17 protein-coding genes are annotated in these 19,270 nt (G+C 70.9%); 11 read left to right on the top strand and 6 right to left on the bottom strand.

The genetic code is table 11. From position 1 onward, the window contains the following. Positions 1 to 41: 41 nt before the first annotated feature. From AB0H78_RS36080 to fabF, 5 genes are all read left to right on the top strand, one after another. Positions 42 to 1,226 carry a helix-turn-helix domain-containing protein gene (locus AB0H78_RS36080; RefSeq protein WP_363239054.1) on the top strand — a complete coding sequence of 395 codons (1,185 nt, stop codon included), beginning with the start codon at positions 42 to 44 and terminating at the stop codon, positions 1,224 to 1,226. 89 nt (positions 1,227 to 1,315) lie between these two features. Next, positions 1,316 to 2,233 carry an ACP S-malonyltransferase gene (locus AB0H78_RS36085; RefSeq protein ID WP_363239055.1) on the top strand — a complete coding sequence of 306 codons (918 nt, stop codon included), beginning with the start codon at positions 1,316 to 1,318 and terminating at the stop codon, positions 2,231 to 2,233. Positions 2,234 to 2,248: 15 nt separating this feature from the next. Further along, entirely contained in the window at positions 2,249 to 3,280 is a 1,032-nt protein-coding gene (locus AB0H78_RS36090; protein ID WP_363239056.1) for a ketoacyl-ACP synthase III, read from the top strand. A gap of 75 nt (positions 3,281 to 3,355) precedes the next feature. After that, positions 3,356 to 3,604 (top strand): acyl carrier protein, encoded by a 249-nt coding sequence (locus tag AB0H78_RS36095; protein ID WP_206958848.1) that lies wholly within the window; start codon positions 3,356 to 3,358, stop codon positions 3,602 to 3,604. Positions 3,605 to 3,680: 76 nt separating this feature from the next. Continuing rightward, positions 3,681 to 4,946 (top strand): beta-ketoacyl-ACP synthase II, encoded by a 1,266-nt coding sequence (gene fabF, locus AB0H78_RS36100; RefSeq protein WP_363239057.1) that lies wholly within the window; start codon positions 3,681 to 3,683, stop codon positions 4,944 to 4,946. Between the two features lie 93 nt (positions 4,947 to 5,039). Here fabF and AB0H78_RS36105 read toward each other — a convergent pair whose 3' ends face one another. Further along, positions 5,040 to 5,909, bottom strand: a complete 870-nt coding sequence (locus tag AB0H78_RS36105; protein WP_363239058.1) for an NAD(P)-dependent oxidoreductase — start codon at positions 5,907 to 5,909, stop codon at positions 5,040 to 5,042. Continuing rightward, on the bottom strand, positions 5,906 to 6,400 hold the full coding sequence (locus tag AB0H78_RS36110; RefSeq protein ID WP_363239059.1) for a DUF3145 domain-containing protein: 495 nt from the start codon (positions 6,398 to 6,400) through the stop codon (positions 5,906 to 5,908). Before AB0H78_RS36110 ends, AB0H78_RS36105 begins: the two co-directional genes overlap by 4 nt. 180 nt (positions 6,401 to 6,580) lie before the next feature. On the opposite strand from AB0H78_RS36110, the gene AB0H78_RS36115 reads away from it, so the two are divergent. Next, the gene (locus AB0H78_RS36115) at positions 6,581 to 7,492 is read left to right on the top strand and encodes an SGNH/GDSL hydrolase family protein (protein ID WP_363239060.1); all 912 of its coding nucleotides are present in this window, start codon (positions 6,581 to 6,583) and stop codon (positions 7,490 to 7,492) included. 6 nt (positions 7,493 to 7,498) lie between these two features. Then, a complete protein-coding gene (locus AB0H78_RS36120; protein WP_363239107.1) occupies positions 7,499 to 8,476 on the top strand; it encodes an aldose epimerase family protein in 978 nt (325 codons plus the stop codon). A 97-nt stretch (positions 8,477 to 8,573) separates the two neighbouring features. On the opposite strand, the gene AB0H78_RS36125 is transcribed toward AB0H78_RS36120, so the two are convergent. Then, entirely contained in the window at positions 8,574 to 11,030 is a 2,457-nt protein-coding gene (locus AB0H78_RS36125) for a glycoside hydrolase family 3 C-terminal domain-containing protein (RefSeq protein ID WP_363239061.1), read from the bottom strand. Positions 11,031 to 11,135: 105 nt separating this feature from the next. On the opposite strand from AB0H78_RS36125, the gene AB0H78_RS36130 reads away from it, so the two are divergent. Together AB0H78_RS36130 and AB0H78_RS36135 are read left to right on the top strand one after the other, a co-directional pair. Then, positions 11,136 to 11,708, top strand: a complete 573-nt coding sequence (locus AB0H78_RS36130) for a TetR/AcrR family transcriptional regulator (RefSeq protein ID WP_363239062.1) — start codon at positions 11,136 to 11,138, stop codon at positions 11,706 to 11,708. Beyond that, a complete protein-coding gene (locus AB0H78_RS36135; protein WP_363239063.1) occupies positions 11,705 to 12,436 on the top strand; it encodes a carbon-nitrogen hydrolase family protein in 732 nt (243 codons plus the stop codon). The genes AB0H78_RS36130 and AB0H78_RS36135 overlap by 4 nt, the downstream gene beginning before the upstream one ends. Here AB0H78_RS36135 and AB0H78_RS36140 read toward each other — a convergent pair. From AB0H78_RS36140 to AB0H78_RS36150, 3 genes are all read right to left on the bottom strand, one after another. Further along, positions 12,414 to 13,022 carry a LysE family transporter gene (locus tag AB0H78_RS36140; protein ID WP_363239064.1) on the bottom strand — a complete coding sequence of 203 codons (609 nt, stop codon included), beginning with the start codon at positions 13,020 to 13,022 and terminating at the stop codon, positions 12,414 to 12,416. The two genes, AB0H78_RS36135 and AB0H78_RS36140, sit on opposite strands and share 23 nt — an antisense overlap. 75 nt (positions 13,023 to 13,097) lie before the next feature. Continuing rightward, complete coding sequence (locus AB0H78_RS36145) at positions 13,098 to 13,916, bottom strand: EI24 domain-containing protein (protein ID WP_363239065.1); 819 nt, start codon at positions 13,914 to 13,916, stop codon at positions 13,098 to 13,100. A gap of 10 nt (positions 13,917 to 13,926) precedes the next feature. Further along, positions 13,927 to 16,503 (bottom strand): alpha-L-arabinofuranosidase C-terminal domain-containing protein, encoded by a 2,577-nt coding sequence (locus AB0H78_RS36150; RefSeq protein WP_363239066.1) that lies wholly within the window; start codon positions 16,501 to 16,503, stop codon positions 13,927 to 13,929. Between the two features lie 229 nt (positions 16,504 to 16,732). Between AB0H78_RS36150 and AB0H78_RS36155 the strand changes: the two genes are divergently transcribed. Both AB0H78_RS36155 and AB0H78_RS36160 read left to right on the top strand, forming a co-directional pair. After that, complete coding sequence (locus AB0H78_RS36155; protein ID WP_363239067.1) at positions 16,733 to 17,896, top strand: mandelate racemase/muconate lactonizing enzyme family protein; 1,164 nt, start codon at positions 16,733 to 16,735, stop codon at positions 17,894 to 17,896. A 346-nt stretch (positions 17,897 to 18,242) separates the two neighbouring features. After that, on the top strand, positions 18,243 to 19,253 hold the full coding sequence (locus AB0H78_RS36160) for an alcohol dehydrogenase catalytic domain-containing protein (protein ID WP_363239068.1): 1,011 nt from the start codon (positions 18,243 to 18,245) through the stop codon (positions 19,251 to 19,253). Positions 19,254 to 19,270 lie beyond the last annotated feature (17 nt).

A 19,270-nucleotide genomic window follows, 5' to 3' on the forward strand; every position in this document is an offset into this window, starting at 1 on the left:
CGGCCGGGCACGCCCCCGTCCCGATAAGGCAGTCTTGTCCCGTGCCCGAACCCGCAGCCACCGCCCCGCACCCGCATGCCGCGACCCTGAAGCGGCTGGAGCAGTCCTCCGGCCGGCTCGCCGCCCATGCGATCGCCCGCATGGACGAGACGCTGCCGTGGTACCGGGCCATGCCCCCGGAGAACCGCTCCTGGATCGGTCTGGTCGCCCAGGCGGGCATCGCCGCGTTCACCGAGTGGTTCCGCCACCCCGAGACCCCGCAGGCCATCTCCACCGATGTCTTCGGCACCGCGCCCCGCGAGCTGACCCGGGCGATCACGCTGCGCCAGACCGTCGAGATGGTGCGCACCACCATCGAGGTCATGGAGACCGCGATCGAGGAGGTCGCCGCACCCGGCGACGAGTCGATCCTGCGCGAGGCGCTGCTCGTGTACGCACGGGAGATCGCCTTCGCGACGGCCCAGGTGTACGCCCAGGCCGCCGAGGCCCGTGGCGCCTGGGACGCGCGGCTCGAATCCCTCGTGGTCAACGCCGTCCTTTCGGGCGAGGCGGACGAGGGCGCCGTCTCGCGCGCGGCGGCTCTGGGGTGGAACTCCCCCGAGCATGTCTGCGTGATCCTCGGCACCGCCCCCAACGGCGACAGCGAGCTGACCGTCGAGGCGATCCGCCGGGCCGCCCGGCACGCCAAGCTCCAGGTCCTCACCGGGGTCCTGGGCGACCGTCTCGTCGTCATCGCGGGCGGCAGCGACAATCCGCTGCAGGTCGCCAAGGCCCTCATCGGCCCGTACGCGGCCGGTCCGGTGGTCGCCGGACCCGTCGTCCCCGATCTGCTGGCCGCCACGAAGTCCGCGCAGGCCGCGGCCGCCGGACTCAAGGCGTGTTCGGCCTGGCAGGACGCGCCGCGGCCCGTTCTCGCGGACGATCTGCTTCCGGAGCGGGCGATCGCCTCCGACCCGGCCGCGCGGGACCAGCTGGTGGAGGAGATCTACAGACCGCTGGAGGAAGCGGGCTCCGCGCTCCTGGAGACGCTGAGCGTCTATCTGGAGCAGGCGAGCAGCCTCGAAGGTGCGGCCAGGATGCTCTTCGTCCACCCCAACACCGTGCGCTACCGGCTGCGACGTGTGACAGACGTCACCGGCTGGTCGCCCTCGGATGTGCGCTCGGCCTTCACGCTTCGTATCGCTCTCATCCTGGGGCGTCTGGCCGACGGAGATTCGCAGCTCTAGACTTTTGTCGAACACCAACAATTACCCCGACGGTTCTTCGTCCCTGTCCCCACGGGCATCCGGAGCCGTCCACAAGAGAGAGTGTGAGGGTGCTCGTACTCGTCGCTCCCGGCCAAGGCGCTCAGACGCCCGGCTTCCTGACTCCCTGGCTCGACCTCCCCGGCGCCGCCGACCGCATCGCCGCGTGGTCCGACGCCATCGGGCTCGACCTTGCCCACTACGGCACCAAGGCCGACGCGGACGCCATCCGCGACACCTCCGTCGCCCAGCCCCTGCTGGTCGCCGCTGGTCTCCTCTCGGCCTCCGCCCTCGGTGACGCCCGTCCCGGCGCCGTCGCGGGCCACAGCGTCGGTGAGATCACCGCCGCCGCCTTCGCAGGCGTACTGGACGACACCGCCGCCCTGAAGCTCGTCCGCGGTCGCGGCCTGGCGATGGCCGAGGCGGCCGCGGTGACGAAGACGGGCATGGCGGCGCTGCTCGGCGGCGACCCCGAGTCCGTCCTGCCGCACCTGGAGAAGCTGGGCCTGACCGCGGCCAATGTGAACGGTGCGGGCCAGATCGTGGCCGCCGGGACCATCGAGCAGATCGAGGCTCTGGTCGCGGACAAGCCCGAAGGCACCCGCCGGGTCATCCCGCTGCAGGTCGCCGGCGCCTTCCACACGCACCACATGGCCCCGGCCGTGGCGGAGCTCGGCAAGGCGGCGCAGGACCTCACCGTCGCCGACCCGAAGCTCACGTACATCTCGAACAAGGACGGCTCGGCGGTCCCCACCGGCGCCGAGGTCATCTCGCGCCTGGTCGGCCAGGTCGCCAATCCGGTCCGCTGGGACCTGTGCATGGAGACCTTCACGTCGCTCGGCGCGACCGCGCTTCTCGAGGTCTGCCCCGGCGGCACGCTCACCGGCCTCGCCAAGCGCGCCATGCCCGGTGTGAAGACCCTCGCGCTGAAGACACCCGACGATCTGGACGCTGCTCGCGAGCTCATCGCAGAGCACGCCGCCGCCTAAGGAGCCAGGAAGAGCATGGCGAAGATCAAGCCCAGCCAGGGCGCCCCGTACGCGCGGATCATGGGTGTCGGCGGTTACCGTCCGACCCGTGTGGTGCCCAACGAGGTGATCCTCGAGACGATCGACTCCTCCGACGAGTGGATCCGCTCCCGCTCCGGCATCGCGAGCCGCCACTGGGCCTCCCCCGAGGAGACCGTGGCGATGATGTCGATCGAGGCGTCCGGAAAGGCGATCGCCGACGCCGGCATCGCCGCCGAGCAGATCGGCGCGGTCGTCGTGTCGACCGTCTCGCACTTCAAGCAGACCCCGGCCATCGCGACCGAGATCGCCGACAAGCTCGGCACCGCCAAGGCCGCCGCCTTCGACATCTCGGCGGGCTGCGCGGGCTTCGGTTACGGACTCACCCTCGCCAAGGGCATGATCGTCGAGGGCAGTGCGGAGTACGTCCTGGTCATCGGCGTGGAGCGGCTCTCCGACCTGACCGACCTCTCCGACCGTTCCACGGCGTTCCTCTTCGGCGACGGTGCCGGTGCGGTCGTCGTGGGCCCCGCCCAGGAGCCGCGCATAGGCCCCACCGTGTGGGGTTCCGAGGGCGACAAGGCCGAGACGATCAAGCAGACCGTTTCGTGGGACCGTTTCCACATCGGCGACGTCAACGAGCTGCCGCTCGACAGCGAGGGCCACATCAAGTTCCCTGCGATCACGCAGGAGGGCCAGGCGGTGTTCCGCTGGGCCGTGTTCGAGATGGCGAAGGTCGCCCAGCAGGCGCTGGACGCGGCCGGAATCACCGCGGACGACCTGGACGTCTTCATTCCGCACCAGGCCAACATGCGGATCATCGACTCGATGGTGAAGACTCTGAAGCTGCCGGAGCACGTCACGGTCGCCCGTGACGTGGAGACCACCGGCAACACCTCGGCCGCCTCGATCCCGCTCGCAATGGAGCGGCTCCTGGCGACCGGACAGGCGAAGAGCGGCGACACCGCGCTCGTCATCGGCTTCGGGGCGGGTCTCGTCTACGCCGCGACGGTCGTTACCCTCCCCTAGGCACCGTCCGGACCTCCGGTCGGTGCAGCCAGACCCCGTTTCACCCCCGTATACGAACATCGAAGGAGCGCCATCATGGCCGCCACTCAGGAAGAGATCGTTGCCGGTCTCGCCGAGATCGTGAACGAGATCGCCGGTATCCCGGTCGAGGACGTCCAGCTGGACAAGTCCTTCACCGACGACCTGGACGTCGACTCGCTCTCCATGGTCGAGGTCGTCGTCGCCGCCGAAGAGCGCTTCGACGTCAAGATCCCCGACGAGGACGTCAAGAACCTCAAGACGGTCGGCGACGCCGCGAGCTACATCGCCAACCACCAGGCCTGATCCAGGCCCCGCGGCTGACGCCACCCCGCGGTGGCGCCGTGAATTCGATCCCTCTACACGTGGAGAAGAAATTCCAGTGAGCTCGACCAATCGCACCGTGGTCGTCACCGGTATCGGCGCAACCACACCGCTGGGTGGCGACAGCGCATCGACCTGGGAAGGTCTGCTGGCCGGCCGGTCAGGCGTGAAGCCCCTCGAGGGCGAGCGCTTCGCCGAACTCCCGGTCCGTATCGCCGCCCCCGCCGCAGTCGACCCCAATGACGTGCTGCCCCGCCCGCTCGCCCGCAAGCTGGACCGCTCGGCGCAGTTCGCGCTGATCGCGGCCCGCGAGGCGTGGGCGGACGCCGGCTTCACCGGCAAGGCCGGCGAGGACGAGACGCAGATCGAGCCCGAGCGGCTCGGCGCGGTCGTCTCCTCCGGCATCGGCGGCATCACCACCCTGCTCGACCAGTACGACGTGCTCAAGGAGAAGGGCGTACGCCGCGTCTCCCCGCACACCGTGCCCATGCTCATGCCCAACGGCCCGTCCGCCAACGTCGGCCTGGAGGTGGGCGCCCAGGCGGGCGTGCACTCCCTGGTCAGCGCGTGTGCGTCCGGCGCCGAGGCGGTCGGGTACGCGATCGAGATGATCCGCTCGGGCCGCGCCGACGTCGTCGTCGCCGGTGGCGCCGAGGCGACCATCCACCCGCTGCCCATCGCGGCCTTCGCCAACATGATGGCGATGTCGAAGAACAACGACGAGCCGACGAAGGCCTCGCGCCCGTACGACAAGGCCCGTGACGGCTTCGTCCTCGGCGAGGGCGCCGGCATCGTCGTCCTGGAGTCGGCGGAGCACGCCGCGGCTCGTGGCGCGAAGGTCTACTGCGAGGCCGTGGGCCAGGGCCTGTCCTCGGACGCCCACCACATCGCGCAGCCCGAGCCGACGGGTCGCGGCATCGCCGCTGCCCTGCAGCAGCTGCTCGACTCCACCGGCCTCAAGCCGTCGGAGATCGTCCACCTGAACGCGCATGCCACGTCCACCCCGCAGGGTGACGTCGCCGAGATCAAGGCTCTGCGCAAGGTGCTCGGCGACGACCTGGAGCACGTCGCGGTCTCCGCGACGAAGTCGATGACCGGTCACCTGCTGGGTGGCGCCGGGGGCATCGAGACCGTCGCGACGGTCCTCGCGCTGTACCACCGCACGGCGCCGCCGACCATCAACGTCGACGACCTCGACGAGGAGGTCGACGCGGACGTCGTGCGCAACGACCCGCGGCCGCTGCCCGAGGGCACGATCGCGGCGATCAACAACTCCTTCGGATTCGGCGGCCACAACGTGGTGCTGGCGTTCCGTTCGGTCTGATCACGCGCCTGTACGTGGCCGAGGCCCGTCCCTCCTGGTCAGGAGGGACGGGCCTCGCCGCGTGCCGGCGTCAGCTCGCACGCGGGGCGTGGTTCAGGCCGGGAAGCTGGCGAAGTACGTTGCCGCCATGTCGTCCTCGCCGTGGCCCTGTTCCTCCGCCCGGCGGAAGCGCTCCGCGCCCGCCGCCGCCACGTCCAGGCGGAGGCCCGCCGATTCCGCCGCCTCCACGATCAGGCGCGCGTCCTTGGCCGCCGTGGTGACCGCGAAGCTGGGCGTGTAGTCGTCCGTCAGGATCGCCTTCGACTTCGCTTGCAGATAGCCGCAGTCCAGGGGACCGCCCGCGACCGCGGACAGGAAGGACTCCGCGTCCACCTCCAGGCCCTGGGCCAGGGACAGCGCCTCCGCCACGCCCTGCGTGAGCGTCAGGACCCAGCTGTTGCAGACCAGTTTGAGGCGGGTGGCCGCGCCCGTCGTGCCGTCGTCGGCGACCCACATCGTGCGCTGTCCGACCGCGGCGAGCACCGGCTCCAGGCTCGTGCGCGCCTCCTCGGGGCCCGCGGCGAGAACCGTGAGCTGTCCGTTCTCGGCGGGGGCTCTGGTGCCCAGGACCGGGGCGTCCACGAAGAGGAGTCCGTGCGCGGCGGCCAACTCGGCCAGGGCGGGCAGCAGTTCCACACCTGCGGTGGTCGACTGGAGCCAGACCGCGCCGGGGGACGCCGAGGGCGCGGCCTCGCGCATCGTGTCCAGGGTCGCGTCGCCGTCGTACAGCATCGTCAGGATCACGTCCGCGCCCGACACCGCGTCGGCGGGCGTCGCGGCGATCCGGGCGCCCTCTGCCGCGAGGGGTTCCGCCCTGGCGCGGGTGCGGTTCCAGACCGTGACGTCCAGGCCGGGGGCGCGGCAGAGGTTGCGGGCCATGGCCGCGCCCATGATGCCCGTGCCGAGGACCGCTACCGACGTCATACGACTTGGTGGAGCCAGCGGACCGGGGCGCCCTCGCCCGCGTGTCTGAACGGTTCCAGCTCGTCGTCCCACGGCTTGCCGAGCAGTCCGGCGAGCTCCGTCTCCAGCTCCGACTCGCCACGGCCTGCGCGGGCCATCGCCGCGCGCAGCCGGTCCTCGGGGACCAGGATGTCGCCGTGGATGCCGGTGACGGCGTGGAAGATCCCCAGTGCGGGGGTGGAACTGTAGCGCTCGCCCTCGGCGGTGGGGCAGGGCTCGGACGTCACCTCGAAGCGCAGGAGATCCCAGCCGCGCAGGGCGGAGGCCATCTTGGAGGCCGTGCCGATCTGGCCCTGCCAGGAGAGCTCCGCTCTCCAGGTGCCGGGGGACGCGGGCTGCCGCACCCAGTCGAGATTGGCCCGTACACCGAGAATTCCGGCCACGGCCCACTCGATATGCGGACAGAGTGCGCGTGGTGCGGAATGTACGTACAGGACTCCACGTGTCGCCACCGGGACCTCCAGCGCGCCAGAAATGGGACAGTATGTGAACGAAGATGCCTCTGCTTCGGTGGGGAAAAGCTACCGCGCGTCGGCGTCCGAGGTGTGACGTACTGTCGGTCAGGGGACCTGGAAGCACCCGCCGTTCACTCGACAGGACGCGCGATACCGCCACTCGGAGGGGGTCAAAGGATGCGGGAAAGGTTTCGGAAGAGCACCCGGGGGCGCCACGGCCGCAGAGCCGCCGTCGCATGGACGGCGGCCCTTCTTCTGCCTCTGGGCGCACTGGCCGGCTGCGACTCCGGACCCTCCGACGGTGCCAAGCACACCTCCGCCGCCCCGCGTCCGAAACCGAAACCCACCCCCGTCTGGGACCGCTCGCCGACGTCCGTCGCGGCGGTCGGCGACTCCATCACCCGCGGTTTTGACGCCTGCACGGTGCTTTCCGACTGCCCGGAGGTGTCGTGGTCCACGGGCACGGACACCGATGTGCGCTCCCTTGCCGAGCGGCTCGGGGCGCGCGGCAGCTGGAACTTCGCGAAGAGCGGGGCACGGATGGAGGATCTGCCCGATCAGGTCGGGCAGGCGGTGCGGAAGAAGCCCGAGTTGATCACCGTGCTCGCGGGCTCCAACGACGCCTGCCGGGACTCGGCTTCGTACATGACTCCGGTGGCGGAATTTCGCGCCTCGTTCGAGACGGCCATGCGCGAGGTGCGCCGCGAGCTGCCGAAGACGCAGGTGTACGTGGCGAGCCTGCCGGATCTCAAGCGGCTCTGGTCGGAGGGGCGCGGCAATCCGCTGGGCAAGCAGATCTGGAAGCTGGGGATCTGCGCGTCGATGCTGGGGGACGCCGACGCGATGGACGCGGGCGCGGTGCAGCGGCGTGCGGAGGTGCAGGACCGGGTCGTCGCGTACAACACGGTGCTGCGGGACGTGTGCGCGAAGGACAAGCGGTGCCGGTACGACGGCGGGGCGGTCTTCGGGTTCCGGTTCAGCGGTGACCAGTTGAGCCACTGGGACTGGTTCCATCCGAGCAAGAACGGACAGGGACGGCTGGCCGAGATCGCCTACCGCAATGTCACGGCGGCCGAACCGCCCGCGTAATGTTCGATCATGGAGAATTTTGGTCGCCTCGACGACGGTACGCCGGTCCACCGCTGGACGCTGGAGCGCGGTGGGACGCGGGTTCGGGTCCTGACGTACGGCGGGATCGTCCAGTCGGTGGAAGTGCCCGACCGGGACGGGGCGGTGGCCAATGTGGTGCTGGGGTTCGCGGACGTGGAGGGGTATGTGCGCAACCCCGCGCCGTACTTCGGGGCGCTCGTGGGGCGGTATGCGAACCGGATCGCGGGCGGGGAGTTCGAGCTGGACGGGCGGACGTATGCGCTGGCCCGCAACAACGGGCCGAACTGTCTGCACGGGGGTGTGCGGGGGTTCGACAAGTACGTGTGGGACGCGGAGGCGGTCGAGGGCGGCGCGGGGGTGCGGCTCTCGCGGGTCAGCCCTGACGGGGAGGAGGGTTTCCCCGGGCGGCTCGAGGTGTCGGTGACGTATGTGGTGGATGAGGGCGGTGCGCTGCGCATCGCGTACGAGGCGCGGACCGATGCGGCGACCGTGGTGAGTCTGACCAATCACACGTACTGGAACCTGGCGGGCGAGGCGAGCGGGGCGGGCACGAGCGGGCACGAGCTGCGGGTGGCGGCGTCGTATGTCACCCCCGTGGACGGGGACTTGATCCCCACCGGTGAGCTCGCGCCGGTGGAGGGGACGCGGTTCGACTTCCGGGAGTCGCGGAAGGTGGGGGGCGGGCTCGACCACAACTTTGTGCTGGACGGGGATGGCGTGGCTGCTGCCGAGCTGTACGAGGCGGGGTCGGGGCGGGTGGTGAGCGTGACGACCAGTGAGCCGGGGATGCAGGTGTATACGGCGGATCACTTGGACGGTGAGCCGTATGGGCCCGGGGCGGGTGTCGCGCTGGAGACTCAGCGGTTTCCTGATTCGCCGAATCGGGGGGCGTTTCCGAGTGCGGTGCTGCGGGTGGGTGAGGTGTTCCGGTCGGAGACGGTGTACGGGTTCGCGGTGCGGTAGGGGCGGGAAGGGGGCTCTTCCCCACCCCGCCCCTTCCCGCTGTGACACTTCGCGGCTCCGCCGCGGGCGGTGCGGAGCCCCGATAGGGGGTCGGTCGTTAGAGCGTCACCCGAGCCGTCAGGCGCACGTCGTGGAGTGCGTGTGCCACCCTCACCTCGTACTCCCCCGCGATCCGCGACCAGCCGCCGGCCGTCTCGTCCCAGATCTCGAACGCCCGCTGCGGCAGCGCGATCTCCGTTCCCACCGACTCGCCCGGGTCCGCCTCCACGCTCGCGAATCCCGCCAGCCAGCGCGCGGGACGCTCCGCCGTGTCGGAGGTGGGGGCCACGTACACCTGCACCACCTCGCGGCCCCGTCGCGAACCCGTGTTGCGGATGCGGACCTTCGCCGTCGTCGCGGTCGCCTCCAGCGTCTCGTACGTCCAGGTCGTGTAGCCCAGGCCATGACCGAAGCCGTACGCGGGTGCCGTGTCCGTCCTGTCCCAGGCGCGGTAGCCGATGAACACGCCCTCGTTGTACGGGAGTTCTCCGTCCGTCGGGATCACCTGGGTGACGGGCGCGTCCTCGAACACCGCCGGCCACGTCGTGGGCAGCCGGCCGCCCGGCTCCTCCGTGCCCAGCAGGACGTCCGCCAGCGCGGCCCCGCCCTCCTGGCCGGGGAACCAGCTCAGCAGCACCGCCGCCACCTCCTCGCGCCACGGAAGCTCCACCGGGGAGCCCGCGTTGACGACGACGACCGTGTTCGGGTTGGCCGCCGCCACCGCGCGCACCAGGTCGTCCTGGCGGCCCGGCAGCCGCAGGTCGGCGCGGTCGTGGCCCTCCGACTCCACCGCCTCCGTCGTCGCGACCACCACCACCGCTGCGTCCGCCGCGCCCGCCGCCGCCACCGCCTCGGCGATCAGTTCGTCCGTGTCGCGCTGCGGGTCGCGGTGCATGAAGGTGAAGCCGACGGCCTGGAGGCGCGAGCCCGCCGCCTTGTAGACGGTGTGGGTGAGCGTGACCTCGACCGGTTCGCCCGCCGTCAGCACCACGCGGGCCCGCTCCACCGGGGCGCCGAAGACCGCCGCGAAGGGGTCCGACACGTCGGCAGGGCGCTGCGTGCCGGTGAAGAGGACCTTGCCGGCGACGGCGAGTTCGAAGCCGCCCAGGCCCTGCGTGCCGAAGGTGTGCTCGCCGCTCTCGCGCGGTGTGAAGGTGCCCGTGATCTCGATGGTGTGCAGCGTCTCGTGCGTGACGCCCTCCGGCAGGTCGCTGCCGACCCACTGGATGCGCCCACCGGGTACGGAGGACTCGCCGATCGTCGCGCCCGTCTCGTCACGGCAGACCGCGTGCAGCGTGAAACCCTTGTCCGCCGCTGCCAGTTGGCCGCTCGGGTCGGCTCCCATGGCGTACGTCACGACCCCCTCGCCCAGCGACTCGGTCAGCCCGTCGAGCGGGGAGGTCACATGGTGGGGGAAGACCGTCGCGGAGCCGCCGCCGAGGATCCGGGCGTCGCGGGCCGCCGCGCCGATGAGCGCGAGGGAGCGGAGGCCGGTGGGGTCCAGGGGCAGGGCGCCGGCTTCGTTGCGTACGAGCGTGAAGGAGCGGCGGGCGACCTCGCGGGCCAGCGCGTCGCCGTCCACGGGTGCGGGCAGGTCCGCGGCGGGGACCACGGGCTCGGCACCGTCCAGGATGCCCACGCGGGCCGCGAGGCGCAGGACGTTGCGTACGGCCGCGTCGACATCCGCCTCCGCCGCCTCGCCCGCGCGGACCGCGGCGGCGAGGCGTTCGCCGTACGGGGTGACGGGACCCGGCATCGCGACGTCCAGGCCGCCCTTGATGGTGCCGACGGTGGAGCGGGCCGCCGTCCAGTCCGAGACGTTGAAGCCGTCGAAGTGCCATTCGCCGCGCAGGACTTCGTTGACCAGATAGCGGTGCTCGCTCATGGTCGTGCCGTTGACCGTGTTGTACGCGGTCATGATGCCCCAGGGGTGGGCGTTGGCGACGATCGCCTCGAAGGGGGCGAGGTAGAGCTCGCGCAGCGGGCGCGGGGCGATGATGTTGTCGACCGTGAAGCGGTCGGTTTCCGCGTCGTTGGCGACGAAGTGCTTGACCGTGGTGCCCACGCCGCCGGACTGGACGCCCCTGATGTAGCCGGTGCCGATCTCGCCGGTGAGGTACGGGTCCTCGGAGTAGCACTCGAAGTGGCGGCCACCCAGGGGCGAGCGGTGGAGGTTGACCGTCGGCGCGAGGAGGACGTGGACGCCCTTGCGGCGGGCCTCCTGGGCCAGCAACACCCCTGCGCGGCGGGCCAGTTCGGGGTCCCAGGATGCGGCGAGCGCGGTCGGGGACGGCAGGGCGATCGAGGGGTCGTCGGCCGTCCAGCGCACTCCGCGGACGCCGATCGGGCCGTCGGACATCACCAGGGACTTCAGCCCGATCTCCGGGAGTTCGGGGAGGGTCCAGAAGTCCTGGCCCGAGAGGAGCCTGGCCTTGGTGTCGAGGTCGAGCTTGGAGAGGGCCGCCTCTACGACCGCCTCGCGGGCCTGCGCCTCGTGATGGAGTGTCTCTGACACGGCCGTACCTCCGCTGTGTTCCTGTCGGGTGTGTGTCTCTATCCTGACCCCATCTCCTGTGGAGTGGTCGGATTCGTTATGCGTTCGTGATCAAGGAGTCGGTGCGTGCCCAGTGCCAGGAACGAGGAGCGGCGTGCGGAGATCCTCCGCGCCGCCCTCGAAGTGATCGCCGAACGCGGCTACCGGGGCGCGAGCCTGGCCGCGGTCGCCGAGCGCGTCGGCCTCACCCAGCAGGGGCTGCTGCACTACTTCCCCACCAAGGAGGCGCTGCTCGTCGCCGTGCTGGAGGCCAGGGACCGGTGGGATCCCGGCGCGTCCGGGCGCTCGGCCGGGCCGTGGAGTCTCGAACTGCTCGGCTCCCTGGTGGAGTACAACGCGATGCGGCCGGGGATCGTCCAGACCTTCGCCGCGCTGCTCGGCGAGAGCGTCACCGAGGACCATCCGGCGCGCTCCTTCTTCACGCGCCGGTACGAGCAGGTCCGTACGTCGATGGCGGACACCCTGCGCGAGGAGTTCGGCGACCGGCTGCCCGGCGGGCTGACACCGGAGGAGACGGCGCCCCTGCTGGTCGCGATCATGGACGGACTGCAGTACCAGTGGCTCCTGGACCCGGAGTCGGTGGACATGGCCGCGGCGTTCCGCGCCTTCGTCACTCTTCTCGCTCCGGAGCGGACGTGATCATCTCTGCCGCACAGTTCACCTGCGAGCCTGGTGGCGTCGCCGCCAATGCGCGGGTGATGGCCCGGTTCGTACGGGAGGCCGCCGGTGAGGGATCGGCGTTGCTGGGCTTCGCCGAACTGGCGCTGACCGGTTACGAGTTGGAGCTGCTCGCCGGGGACCCGGGGCTGTGGGCGCAGGCGGACGATCCGAGGATCGACCCGGTGCGGGAGGCCTGCGGGGAGACGGGGGTGGTGGCCGTGGTCAACTGCGCGGCGCCGTCTCCGGCCGGCGACGGCTCCCGGCCCGCCATCACCTCGTATGTCTACGGACGCGACGGCGCGCTGGTGACGCGCTACGACAAGCAGCATCTGTACGAGAGCGAACGCGGGCTCTTCGCTGCGGGCGCGGTCGACGGGCGGTTCGAGGTGGGTGGGGTGCGGGTCGCCCTGGCCACGTGTTTCGACAACCACTTTCCGGAGCTGGCCGAGCGTGCGGCTGCCGATGGATGCGGTGTGTACATGGCCAGTTCGCTCTACGGGCGGGGCAACGGGGAGCGTGAACGGGACACGGTGTATCCGGCGTTGGCGAAGGCGAACGGACTGTACGTCGCCCTCGCCAACCACGTCGGGCGGGCCGGACCCTACGACGGATGCGGGCTGAGCGCGGTGTGGGGGCCCGACGGCGCGGTGCGCGCCGAAGCGTCCGCCACCCTCCCGGGGCTCGTCAGCGCGCGAGTCCCAGGGTGACACCGAGGCCGACCAGGACCGAGCCGATGCCGCGGTTGAGTGCCTTCTGCCTGCGCAGCATGGCGGTGCGCAGGCGGGAGTTGGAGAAGAGGAGCGCGACCAGGCCGAACCAGCCGAAGTGGGCCACGGACATGAACAGGCCGTAGCCGAGCTGCTGGGCGACCGGGGTGCCGGGGCCCACGACCTGGGTGAACGTCGAGACGACGAAGAGGGTCGTCTTCGGGTTGAGCGCGTTGGTGAGGAAACCGGTGCGCAGGGCGCCGAGCGGGGAGAGTTCGGGCTTCGATTCGAGGTCGAGTTCGAGGTCGCCGCGGGTGCGGAAGGTGCGGATGCCGATGTAGACGAGGTAGGCCGCGCCGACGAGCTTGATCGCCGTGAAGAGGGAGGTGGAAGAGGCGATCAGCAGGCCTACGCCGAGCATGGTGTACGTGACGTGGACGAGGACGCCGGCGGCCACGCCTGCGGCGGCGAGCAGTCCGGTCGTACGGCCGTAGAGGTAGCTGTTGCGGACGACCATGGCGAAGTCCGCGCCGGGGCTGATGACGGCGAGGATCGTGATGACGGCTACTGCGATGACTTCGGTCATGTGGGGATGGTGTCGGCGGGGCCGCCGGGGATCAAGGGGGTATCCGGATGGCGGGCGGGCCGGAAGGTGCGTCGCCTACCAGGGGGCCGGGGGCCGCACCCCTTGCTGCGGCTCCGGAGCCGGCTCGGGCTCGGGCTCGGGCTCCGGCTGGTTCTCGCCGAGCAGGTCGCGCGTCATCAGCGTCGCCCCCGCGACCGCACCCGGCATCAGGAAGACCGCGACGAACGGGATCAGGAACGACGCCGCCAGTGGCGCACCGAACCCAAGGGCCAGCAGGCGGCGCGAGCGCAGCAGCGTGAGGCGTTCGCGGAGTTCCACCCGGCGGCGCTGCATCGCCACCGCGGTCAGCTCCTGGGTGAGGAAGTAGCCGGTGACGCAGACCGCGAGCACGGGGATCACGGTCTGGCCGATCACCGGGATGAAGCCCAGTGCGAAGAGCAGGATGCCCCAGAGCGCGGCCCGGACGAGGATGCGGAGGCTGTCGCGCGCCGAGATCCACAGTTCGCGCCAGAGCGGCAGCCCCGATTCGGGGGCCGAGCCGTCCTCGGACTCGCTGCGGTCGACCTCCTCGGAGAGCTTCTCGTAGAACGGTTCGCCGATGAGGAGCGTGACCGCCGTGAAGGAGATGACCGCCAGGAGGAGGGACAGGGCCCAGAGGAAGGCGGTCAGGAAGCCGCGGAACAGGCCCGCCCAGGGCGAGCTCCAGTCGTCCGCGAAGGGGGTGGCCCAGGCGATCACGTCGTCCGCCCAGAAGGCGAGCCCGGTCAGCGCGGCCACGTACAGCACCAGGGTCAGCAGCCCGGGCAGCAGGCCGAAGCCGTACTGCCGCCCGTGCCCGCCGACCCAGCGCTGGCCCTTCATCAGATAACCGAAGCCCGCCCCAAGATCTCGCATGGGGAGGAGCTTAGCGAGGCGCGTCAACCTCCAGGACAGTGACCGAGAACGGGGGGAAGGTGTAGGTGAAGGCGGTGGAGAGGCCCGTGATCCTTTGGGTTCGCGGGGTCAGCTTCTCCGGGTCGGTGAGGGTGTTCGTGTCGGTGAGCGCCGTGCCTGCCAGGACTGTGGCGCGGCCTGCGGACCGGACCTTCTGCGCGCCCTTGATCTCCACTGCCGTCGTACGCGGTACGGAGTCGTAGTTGACCACCGCCGTGTAGAGGCGGCCCGTCCTCGGGTCGCGGGTGGTGACCGTGTTGAGGCCGGGCAGCGCGCGGGCCGTCGTCGGGGCGACGACCGTGCCCTGGAGGGTGCGGAGCATCTGCTGGGCGTAGTAACTGGGTGAGTTGTAGCTCGTCAGGGCGTCGTAGGCGATGAGGTTGGTGGCCCAGACGTTGTTGCTGACGTGGCTGAAGAGCGGGGCGTACGACTCCATCAGGACCTGGTCGGAGTTGCGGATCAGGCCGGTCAGCCAGGAGGCGTCGCCGAGTGCGGAGTCGAGGTTGGGGGTGGGGCGGCCGCCCTGGGAGGCCCATTCGCCGACGAAGACCTTGGGGGTGGTGCGGTCGCGGTTGTCGTACTTGTGCGCGCCGTGCTGGAAGGCCGACGGGGACTGGTAGTAGTGCTCGTCGATCAGGTCGTACGGGCGGGAGGCGACGGGGGTCGTCGCGATCAGCTTGAGGTGGGGGTGGGCTGCTTTGATCGCGTCGTAGAAGGCCGCGTAGCGCTCCTCGTAGGAGCCGGAGACGTCGAACCAGTCCTCGTTGCCGATCTCCACGTAGGTGAGGGGGAAGGGCTTGGGGTGGCCGTCGGCCGCGCGCTTCGCTCCCCAGGTCGTGCTGGTGGATCCGGTCAGGTACTCGATCTCGTCCAGGGCGTCCTGGACGAAGGGCTTGAGCGCGTCGCCGGTGACGTGCTCGCCGCCCAGGGCGTAGCCCGCGAAGACGCAGAGCAGCGGGGCGCAGCCGAGGTCCTCGGTGAGCTGAAGGTATTCGAGGAGGCCGAGGCCGTCGGTGGACCAGTAGCCCCAGGCGGAGTTCTGGTGGCCGGGGCGTTCCTCGACGGCACCGATCGTCTTCTTCCAGTCGAAGCGGTCGGCGATGACGCTGCCTTCGAGGTAGTTGCCGCCGGGGAAGCGCAGGAACTTGGGGTTCAGGGCGGCGAGCTTCTCCGCGAGGTCCACGCGCAGGCCGTTGGGGCGGTTCTTGTACGTCGGCGGGAAGAGGGAGACGTTGCTGAACCAGAGGGTGTCGGATGCCGAGGTGTCCGTGGTCACCGTGAGGGTGGCGGCCGATGTGGTGGGGGCCGTGGCGCCGGTGCGGAGTGTGAGGTCGTACTTGGTCCAGTCGCCGGTGACCTTCTTTGTCGTGCCGCTCGCGTACACCGTCCCGTCCTTGCCGCGCAGCGCGACGGTGAGCTTGCCGCGGTAGGTGCCCTTGGCCCAGAGGGAGGCGCGGTAGGTGGTGCGGGGGCGGACGGGGATGCCCCAGAAGCCCTCGTTGGAGATGCCGTCGCCGGGGGCGGTGACGGTGAGTTTCAGGGACTGGGTGAGGGCGGTGTTCAGCGGGGCCGACGTGTCGATGGATATCGCGGCCGATCCTGTCGCCGTCCAGTGGAGGGGCGTGGCCGCCGCCATGAAGCTGCGGTTGTTGACCAGTTCGGCGTAGAGGCCGCCTTCGCCGCTGTGGTTGATGTCCTCGAAGAAGATGCCGCCGAGGTCGGGGCTGACGGTGGGGCCCGCGGTCGCCGTGTCGACGGTGAGCAGGGGCGCGGTGTCGGCGGGGTCCACTCCTGCGAGGGCTGCGGCCTGGTCGGCGGTGAGGGCGGTGGCGTAGAGGGAGACCTCGTCGATCAGCGCGTACGCCTGGTCGGTCTTCGCGCCGCCGTAGAAGCCCCGGCCGATCGCGGTGGTGCCTGCCGGGTTCTTCCAGCCTCCTGTGTAGGCGGCTTCGCCCTCCAGTACGCCGTTGACGTAGAGGCTGACCGTCTTGGCTGTCGGGTCGTCGACGCCCAGGAGGTGGTACCAGGTGCCGGTGGCGGGGGCGAAGGTGGCGCCTGCGACGGCTGTGGCGGTGTTCGCGTCGGTGGAGTCGGCGGACATGCGGGTGAAGGCGAACGCGCCGGTGTCGTCGCGGAGTTGGAGGAAGAAGGCGCTGACCGCCGTGCCGTCGGCGGAGACGAAGGTCTGGTAGCCGCCGCTGCGGGCGAGGCGGACCCAGGCCGAGACCGAGAAGGCGGCGGAGGTGTCGACGACCGCGGAGGCGTGCTCGGCGTATCCGGTGGACGTGGTGTCGAGGCTGTACGCGCCCGATCTGGCCGCGCCCCAGGCCGCCTCGCCGGTGAGCGTGAGGGTGTTTCCGTTGCCGGAGGAGTCGGCGGCGGAGGTGCCGGTGCCCTCGTCGAAGGCCCAGTGGGCCGTGGCGGCGGGGAGGGCGGCGGGCCCGGCGGCGGTGGGGGCCGCGGAGGCGGGGGTCGACTGGCTCAGTGCGTACGCGAACGGCGCTGCGCCCGCAGCGGCGATCAGGGTACGGCGGCTGATCCGGGTCATATGTGGGGCTCCTTAAGCTCGAGGCGCGGGGTTCGAGATTTCGGACGCTTTACGATATTTCGGCAGCCGGGAGCATGCCGCCCCTCGCGCCCCTCCGTCAACACCCCCGTCACGCCGCCGAAACCGACCTGCGCAGGACCATTGACGCTGGCCACCGGTCGCGATTACCGTCACGCCAGCATTTCGAACGTGTGACGAAATACCGAACAACCTCCGAGGGGCAACTGCCGTGCGCATTACGGGAATCAGCACCCACGTCGTCGGGACGCCCTGGCGCAACCTGACCTATGTCCAGGTCCACACCGACGAGGGCATCACCGGCGTCGGCGAGACCCGCATGCTGGGCAGGACCGACGCACTGCTCGGCTACCTGCACGAAGCCACCGCGAACCACATCGCCGGGTCCGACCCGTTCGCGGTCGAGGACCTCGTGCGGCGGATGAAGTACGGCGACTACGGGCGGGCCGGCGAGATCGTCATGTCCGGGATCGCCGTCATCGAGATGGCCTGCTGGGACATCAAGGGCAAGGCGCTCGGCGTGCCCGTCTGGCAGCTGCTCGGCGGCAAGGTGACCGACAAGGTCAAGGCGTACGCCAACGGCTGGTACACGACGGAGCGGACGCCGGAGGCCTATCACAAGGCGGCGCAGGCGGTCATGGAGCGCGGCTACCGCGCCCTGAAGATCGACCCGTTCGGGACCGGGCACTTCGAGCTCGACCAGGCGCAGACCAACTACTCGGTGTCGCTCATCGAGGCGGTGCGCGATGCGATCGGGCCCGACGCGGAGCTGATGCTGGAGATGCACGGGCGGTTCTCGCCGTCCACGGCGGTGCGCCTCGCGCGCGATCTGGCGCCCTTCAAGCCGGCGTGGCTGGAGGAGCCGGTGCCGCCGGAGAACCTGAAGGCACTGGAGAAGGTCGCCGCGAAGGTGGACATCCCGGTCGCGACCGGGGAACGCATCCACGACCGGATCGAGTTCCGGGAGCTCTTCGAGTCCCAGGCCGTCGACATCATCCAGCCGGACGTCGGGCACATCGGCGGCATCTGGGAGACGCGGAAGCTGGCGGCCGCGGCCGAGACGCACTACATGCTGGTCGCGCCGCACAACGTGGGCGGGTCCGTACTGACGGCCGCCTCGCTCCAAGTGGGCTTCTCCACACCGAACTTCAAGATCCTGGAGCACTTCAACGACTTCGCGGACGCGGAGATCAAGAAGGTCGTGAAGGGGGCGCCGAAGGTGGTCGACGGATACTTCGAGATCTCGGACGCGCCGGGGCTCGGGGTGGAGCTCGATGTGGACGCGGCGGCGGAATTCCCGCAGCAGCAGGCGAAGTTCGACCTGTGGTCGGAGGGCTGGGAGAAGCGGGCACCTAAGGCGGGGGGCGGCGAGTGAGACCGGGCCGCGCGCGAAGTGGGGGCCGGTTCGCCTGCGGCGGGCCTCTCCCCCACTCCGCCCCTTCCCGAACCGGGGCTCCGCCCCGGGCCCCGTTTCGGGTGCTCCGCCCCCGGACCCCCGCTGCTCAATCGCCGCAGGGGCTCGATTTTGGCCACCTTCGCTTTGACCGCGCGGGTGCGAGCGAAGTCCAGCAAAAGTCAGCCCGTCCGGCGCTTGAGGACACGCGGCCGAAGGTCGCGTACAGCGGGGTCCGGGGCGCAGCCAAGGCTTCGGGAAGGGGCGGGGTCGGGGAAGATCTCCGTCTGGACCCGCACCGCACCACCCACCCCGACGGGAGCCCCGCATGACCGCCACCCACGTCGTCCTCGACGCCCCCGGCACCTACCGCCTCGTACCTCACGAGCCCACCCCGCCCGCCCCCGGCGAAGCCCGCGTCCGGGTTCACGCCTCCGGCATCTGCGGCAGCGACCGCGAGCTGTGGCAGGGCAACAGGCCTGCGGAGTACGTCCGTTACCCCGTCACCCCGGGCCACGAGTGGTCAGGAACCGTCGAGGCCGTGGGCCCCGGCGCGCCCGCCGCCCTCGTGGGGCGCAAGGTCGTCGGCGAGGGCTTCCGCAACTGCCAGGTGTGCGACCGGTGCCACGCCGGCGACACCACCCTCTGCACCGCGGGGTACGAGGAGACCGGGTTCACCCAGCCCGGCGCCATGGCCCCCACCCTGACCCTCCCCGCCCGCCTCCTCCACGTCCTGCCCGACGACGCCGATCTCAACGCCGCCGCCCTCCTGGAGCCCGCCGCCTGCATCGCGGCCGCCGCGCTCAAGGCGAACGCCGTGCCCGGCGAGCGCGTCGCCGTCGTCGGCACCGGGACGCTCGGGATGTTCGCCGTGCAGTTCCTGGCCGCCGGTTCCCCGGGCGAGCTGCTCACCGTGGGCAGCAGCACCGACCGCGAGGAGCTCGCCCGTACCTTCGGCGCGACGTCCTTCCGCACCCGGCACGACCTCCCCGCCGCCGACTTCGACGTCGTCATCGAGACCGCGGGCTCCGCCTCCGCCGCCACCACCGCCGCAGCCCTCCTGCGCCGGGGCGGCCGCCTGGTCCTCACCGGGCTCCCGGCGGCCGGTGCGCAGGGGCTCGACCCGACGGATCTGGTCGTACGGCAGCTGGAGGTGCAGACCGTGTTCGGCGCCAGTCCGGCCGCCTGGGCGCACACCGTACGAGTCTTCGGCGCAGGCCTCCTGGACCCCGTGCCCCTGATCACCCACGAGCTCGCGCTCACCGAATTCCCGCGCGCCATCGACCTGGTGGGCAGCGGCGACCCGAAGGTCGGCAAGGTTCTGCTGCGCCCGGAGTAGTTCTCCGCTGCCCAACG

This window comes from Streptomyces sp. NPDC050738, assembly GCF_040654175.1.
Taxonomy (GTDB): domain Bacteria; phylum Actinomycetota; class Actinomycetes; order Streptomycetales; family Streptomycetaceae; genus Streptomyces.

Excerpts from the sequence above, each read along its gene's own strand:
- AB0H78_RS36090 (WP_363239056.1), top strand. The coding sequence starts at position 2,249 with ATGGCGAAGATCAAGCCCAGCCAGGGCGCCCCGTACGCGCGGATCATG.
- AB0H78_RS36095 (WP_206958848.1), top strand. The coding sequence starts at position 3,356 with ATGGCCGCCACTCAGGAAGAGATCGTTGCCGGTCTCGCCGAGATCGTG.
- AB0H78_RS36105 (WP_363239058.1), bottom strand. The coding sequence starts at position 5,909 with ATGACGTCGGTAGCGGTCCTCGGCACGGGCATCATGGGCGCGGCCATG.
- AB0H78_RS36115 (WP_363239060.1), top strand. The coding sequence starts at position 6,581 with ATGCGGGAAAGGTTTCGGAAGAGCACCCGGGGGCGCCACGGCCGCAGA.
- AB0H78_RS36140 (WP_363239064.1), bottom strand. The coding sequence starts at position 13,022 with ATGACCGAAGTCATCGCAGTAGCCGTCATCACGATCCTCGCCGTCATC.
- AB0H78_RS36145 (WP_363239065.1), bottom strand. The coding sequence starts at position 13,916 with ATGCGAGATCTTGGGGCGGGCTTCGGTTATCTGATGAAGGGCCAGCGC.
- AB0H78_RS36150 (WP_363239066.1), bottom strand. The coding sequence starts at position 16,503 with ATGACCCGGATCAGCCGCCGTACCCTGATCGCCGCTGCGGGCGCAGCG.
- AB0H78_RS36160 (WP_363239068.1), top strand. The coding sequence starts at position 18,243 with ATGACCGCCACCCACGTCGTCCTCGACGCCCCCGGCACCTACCGCCTC.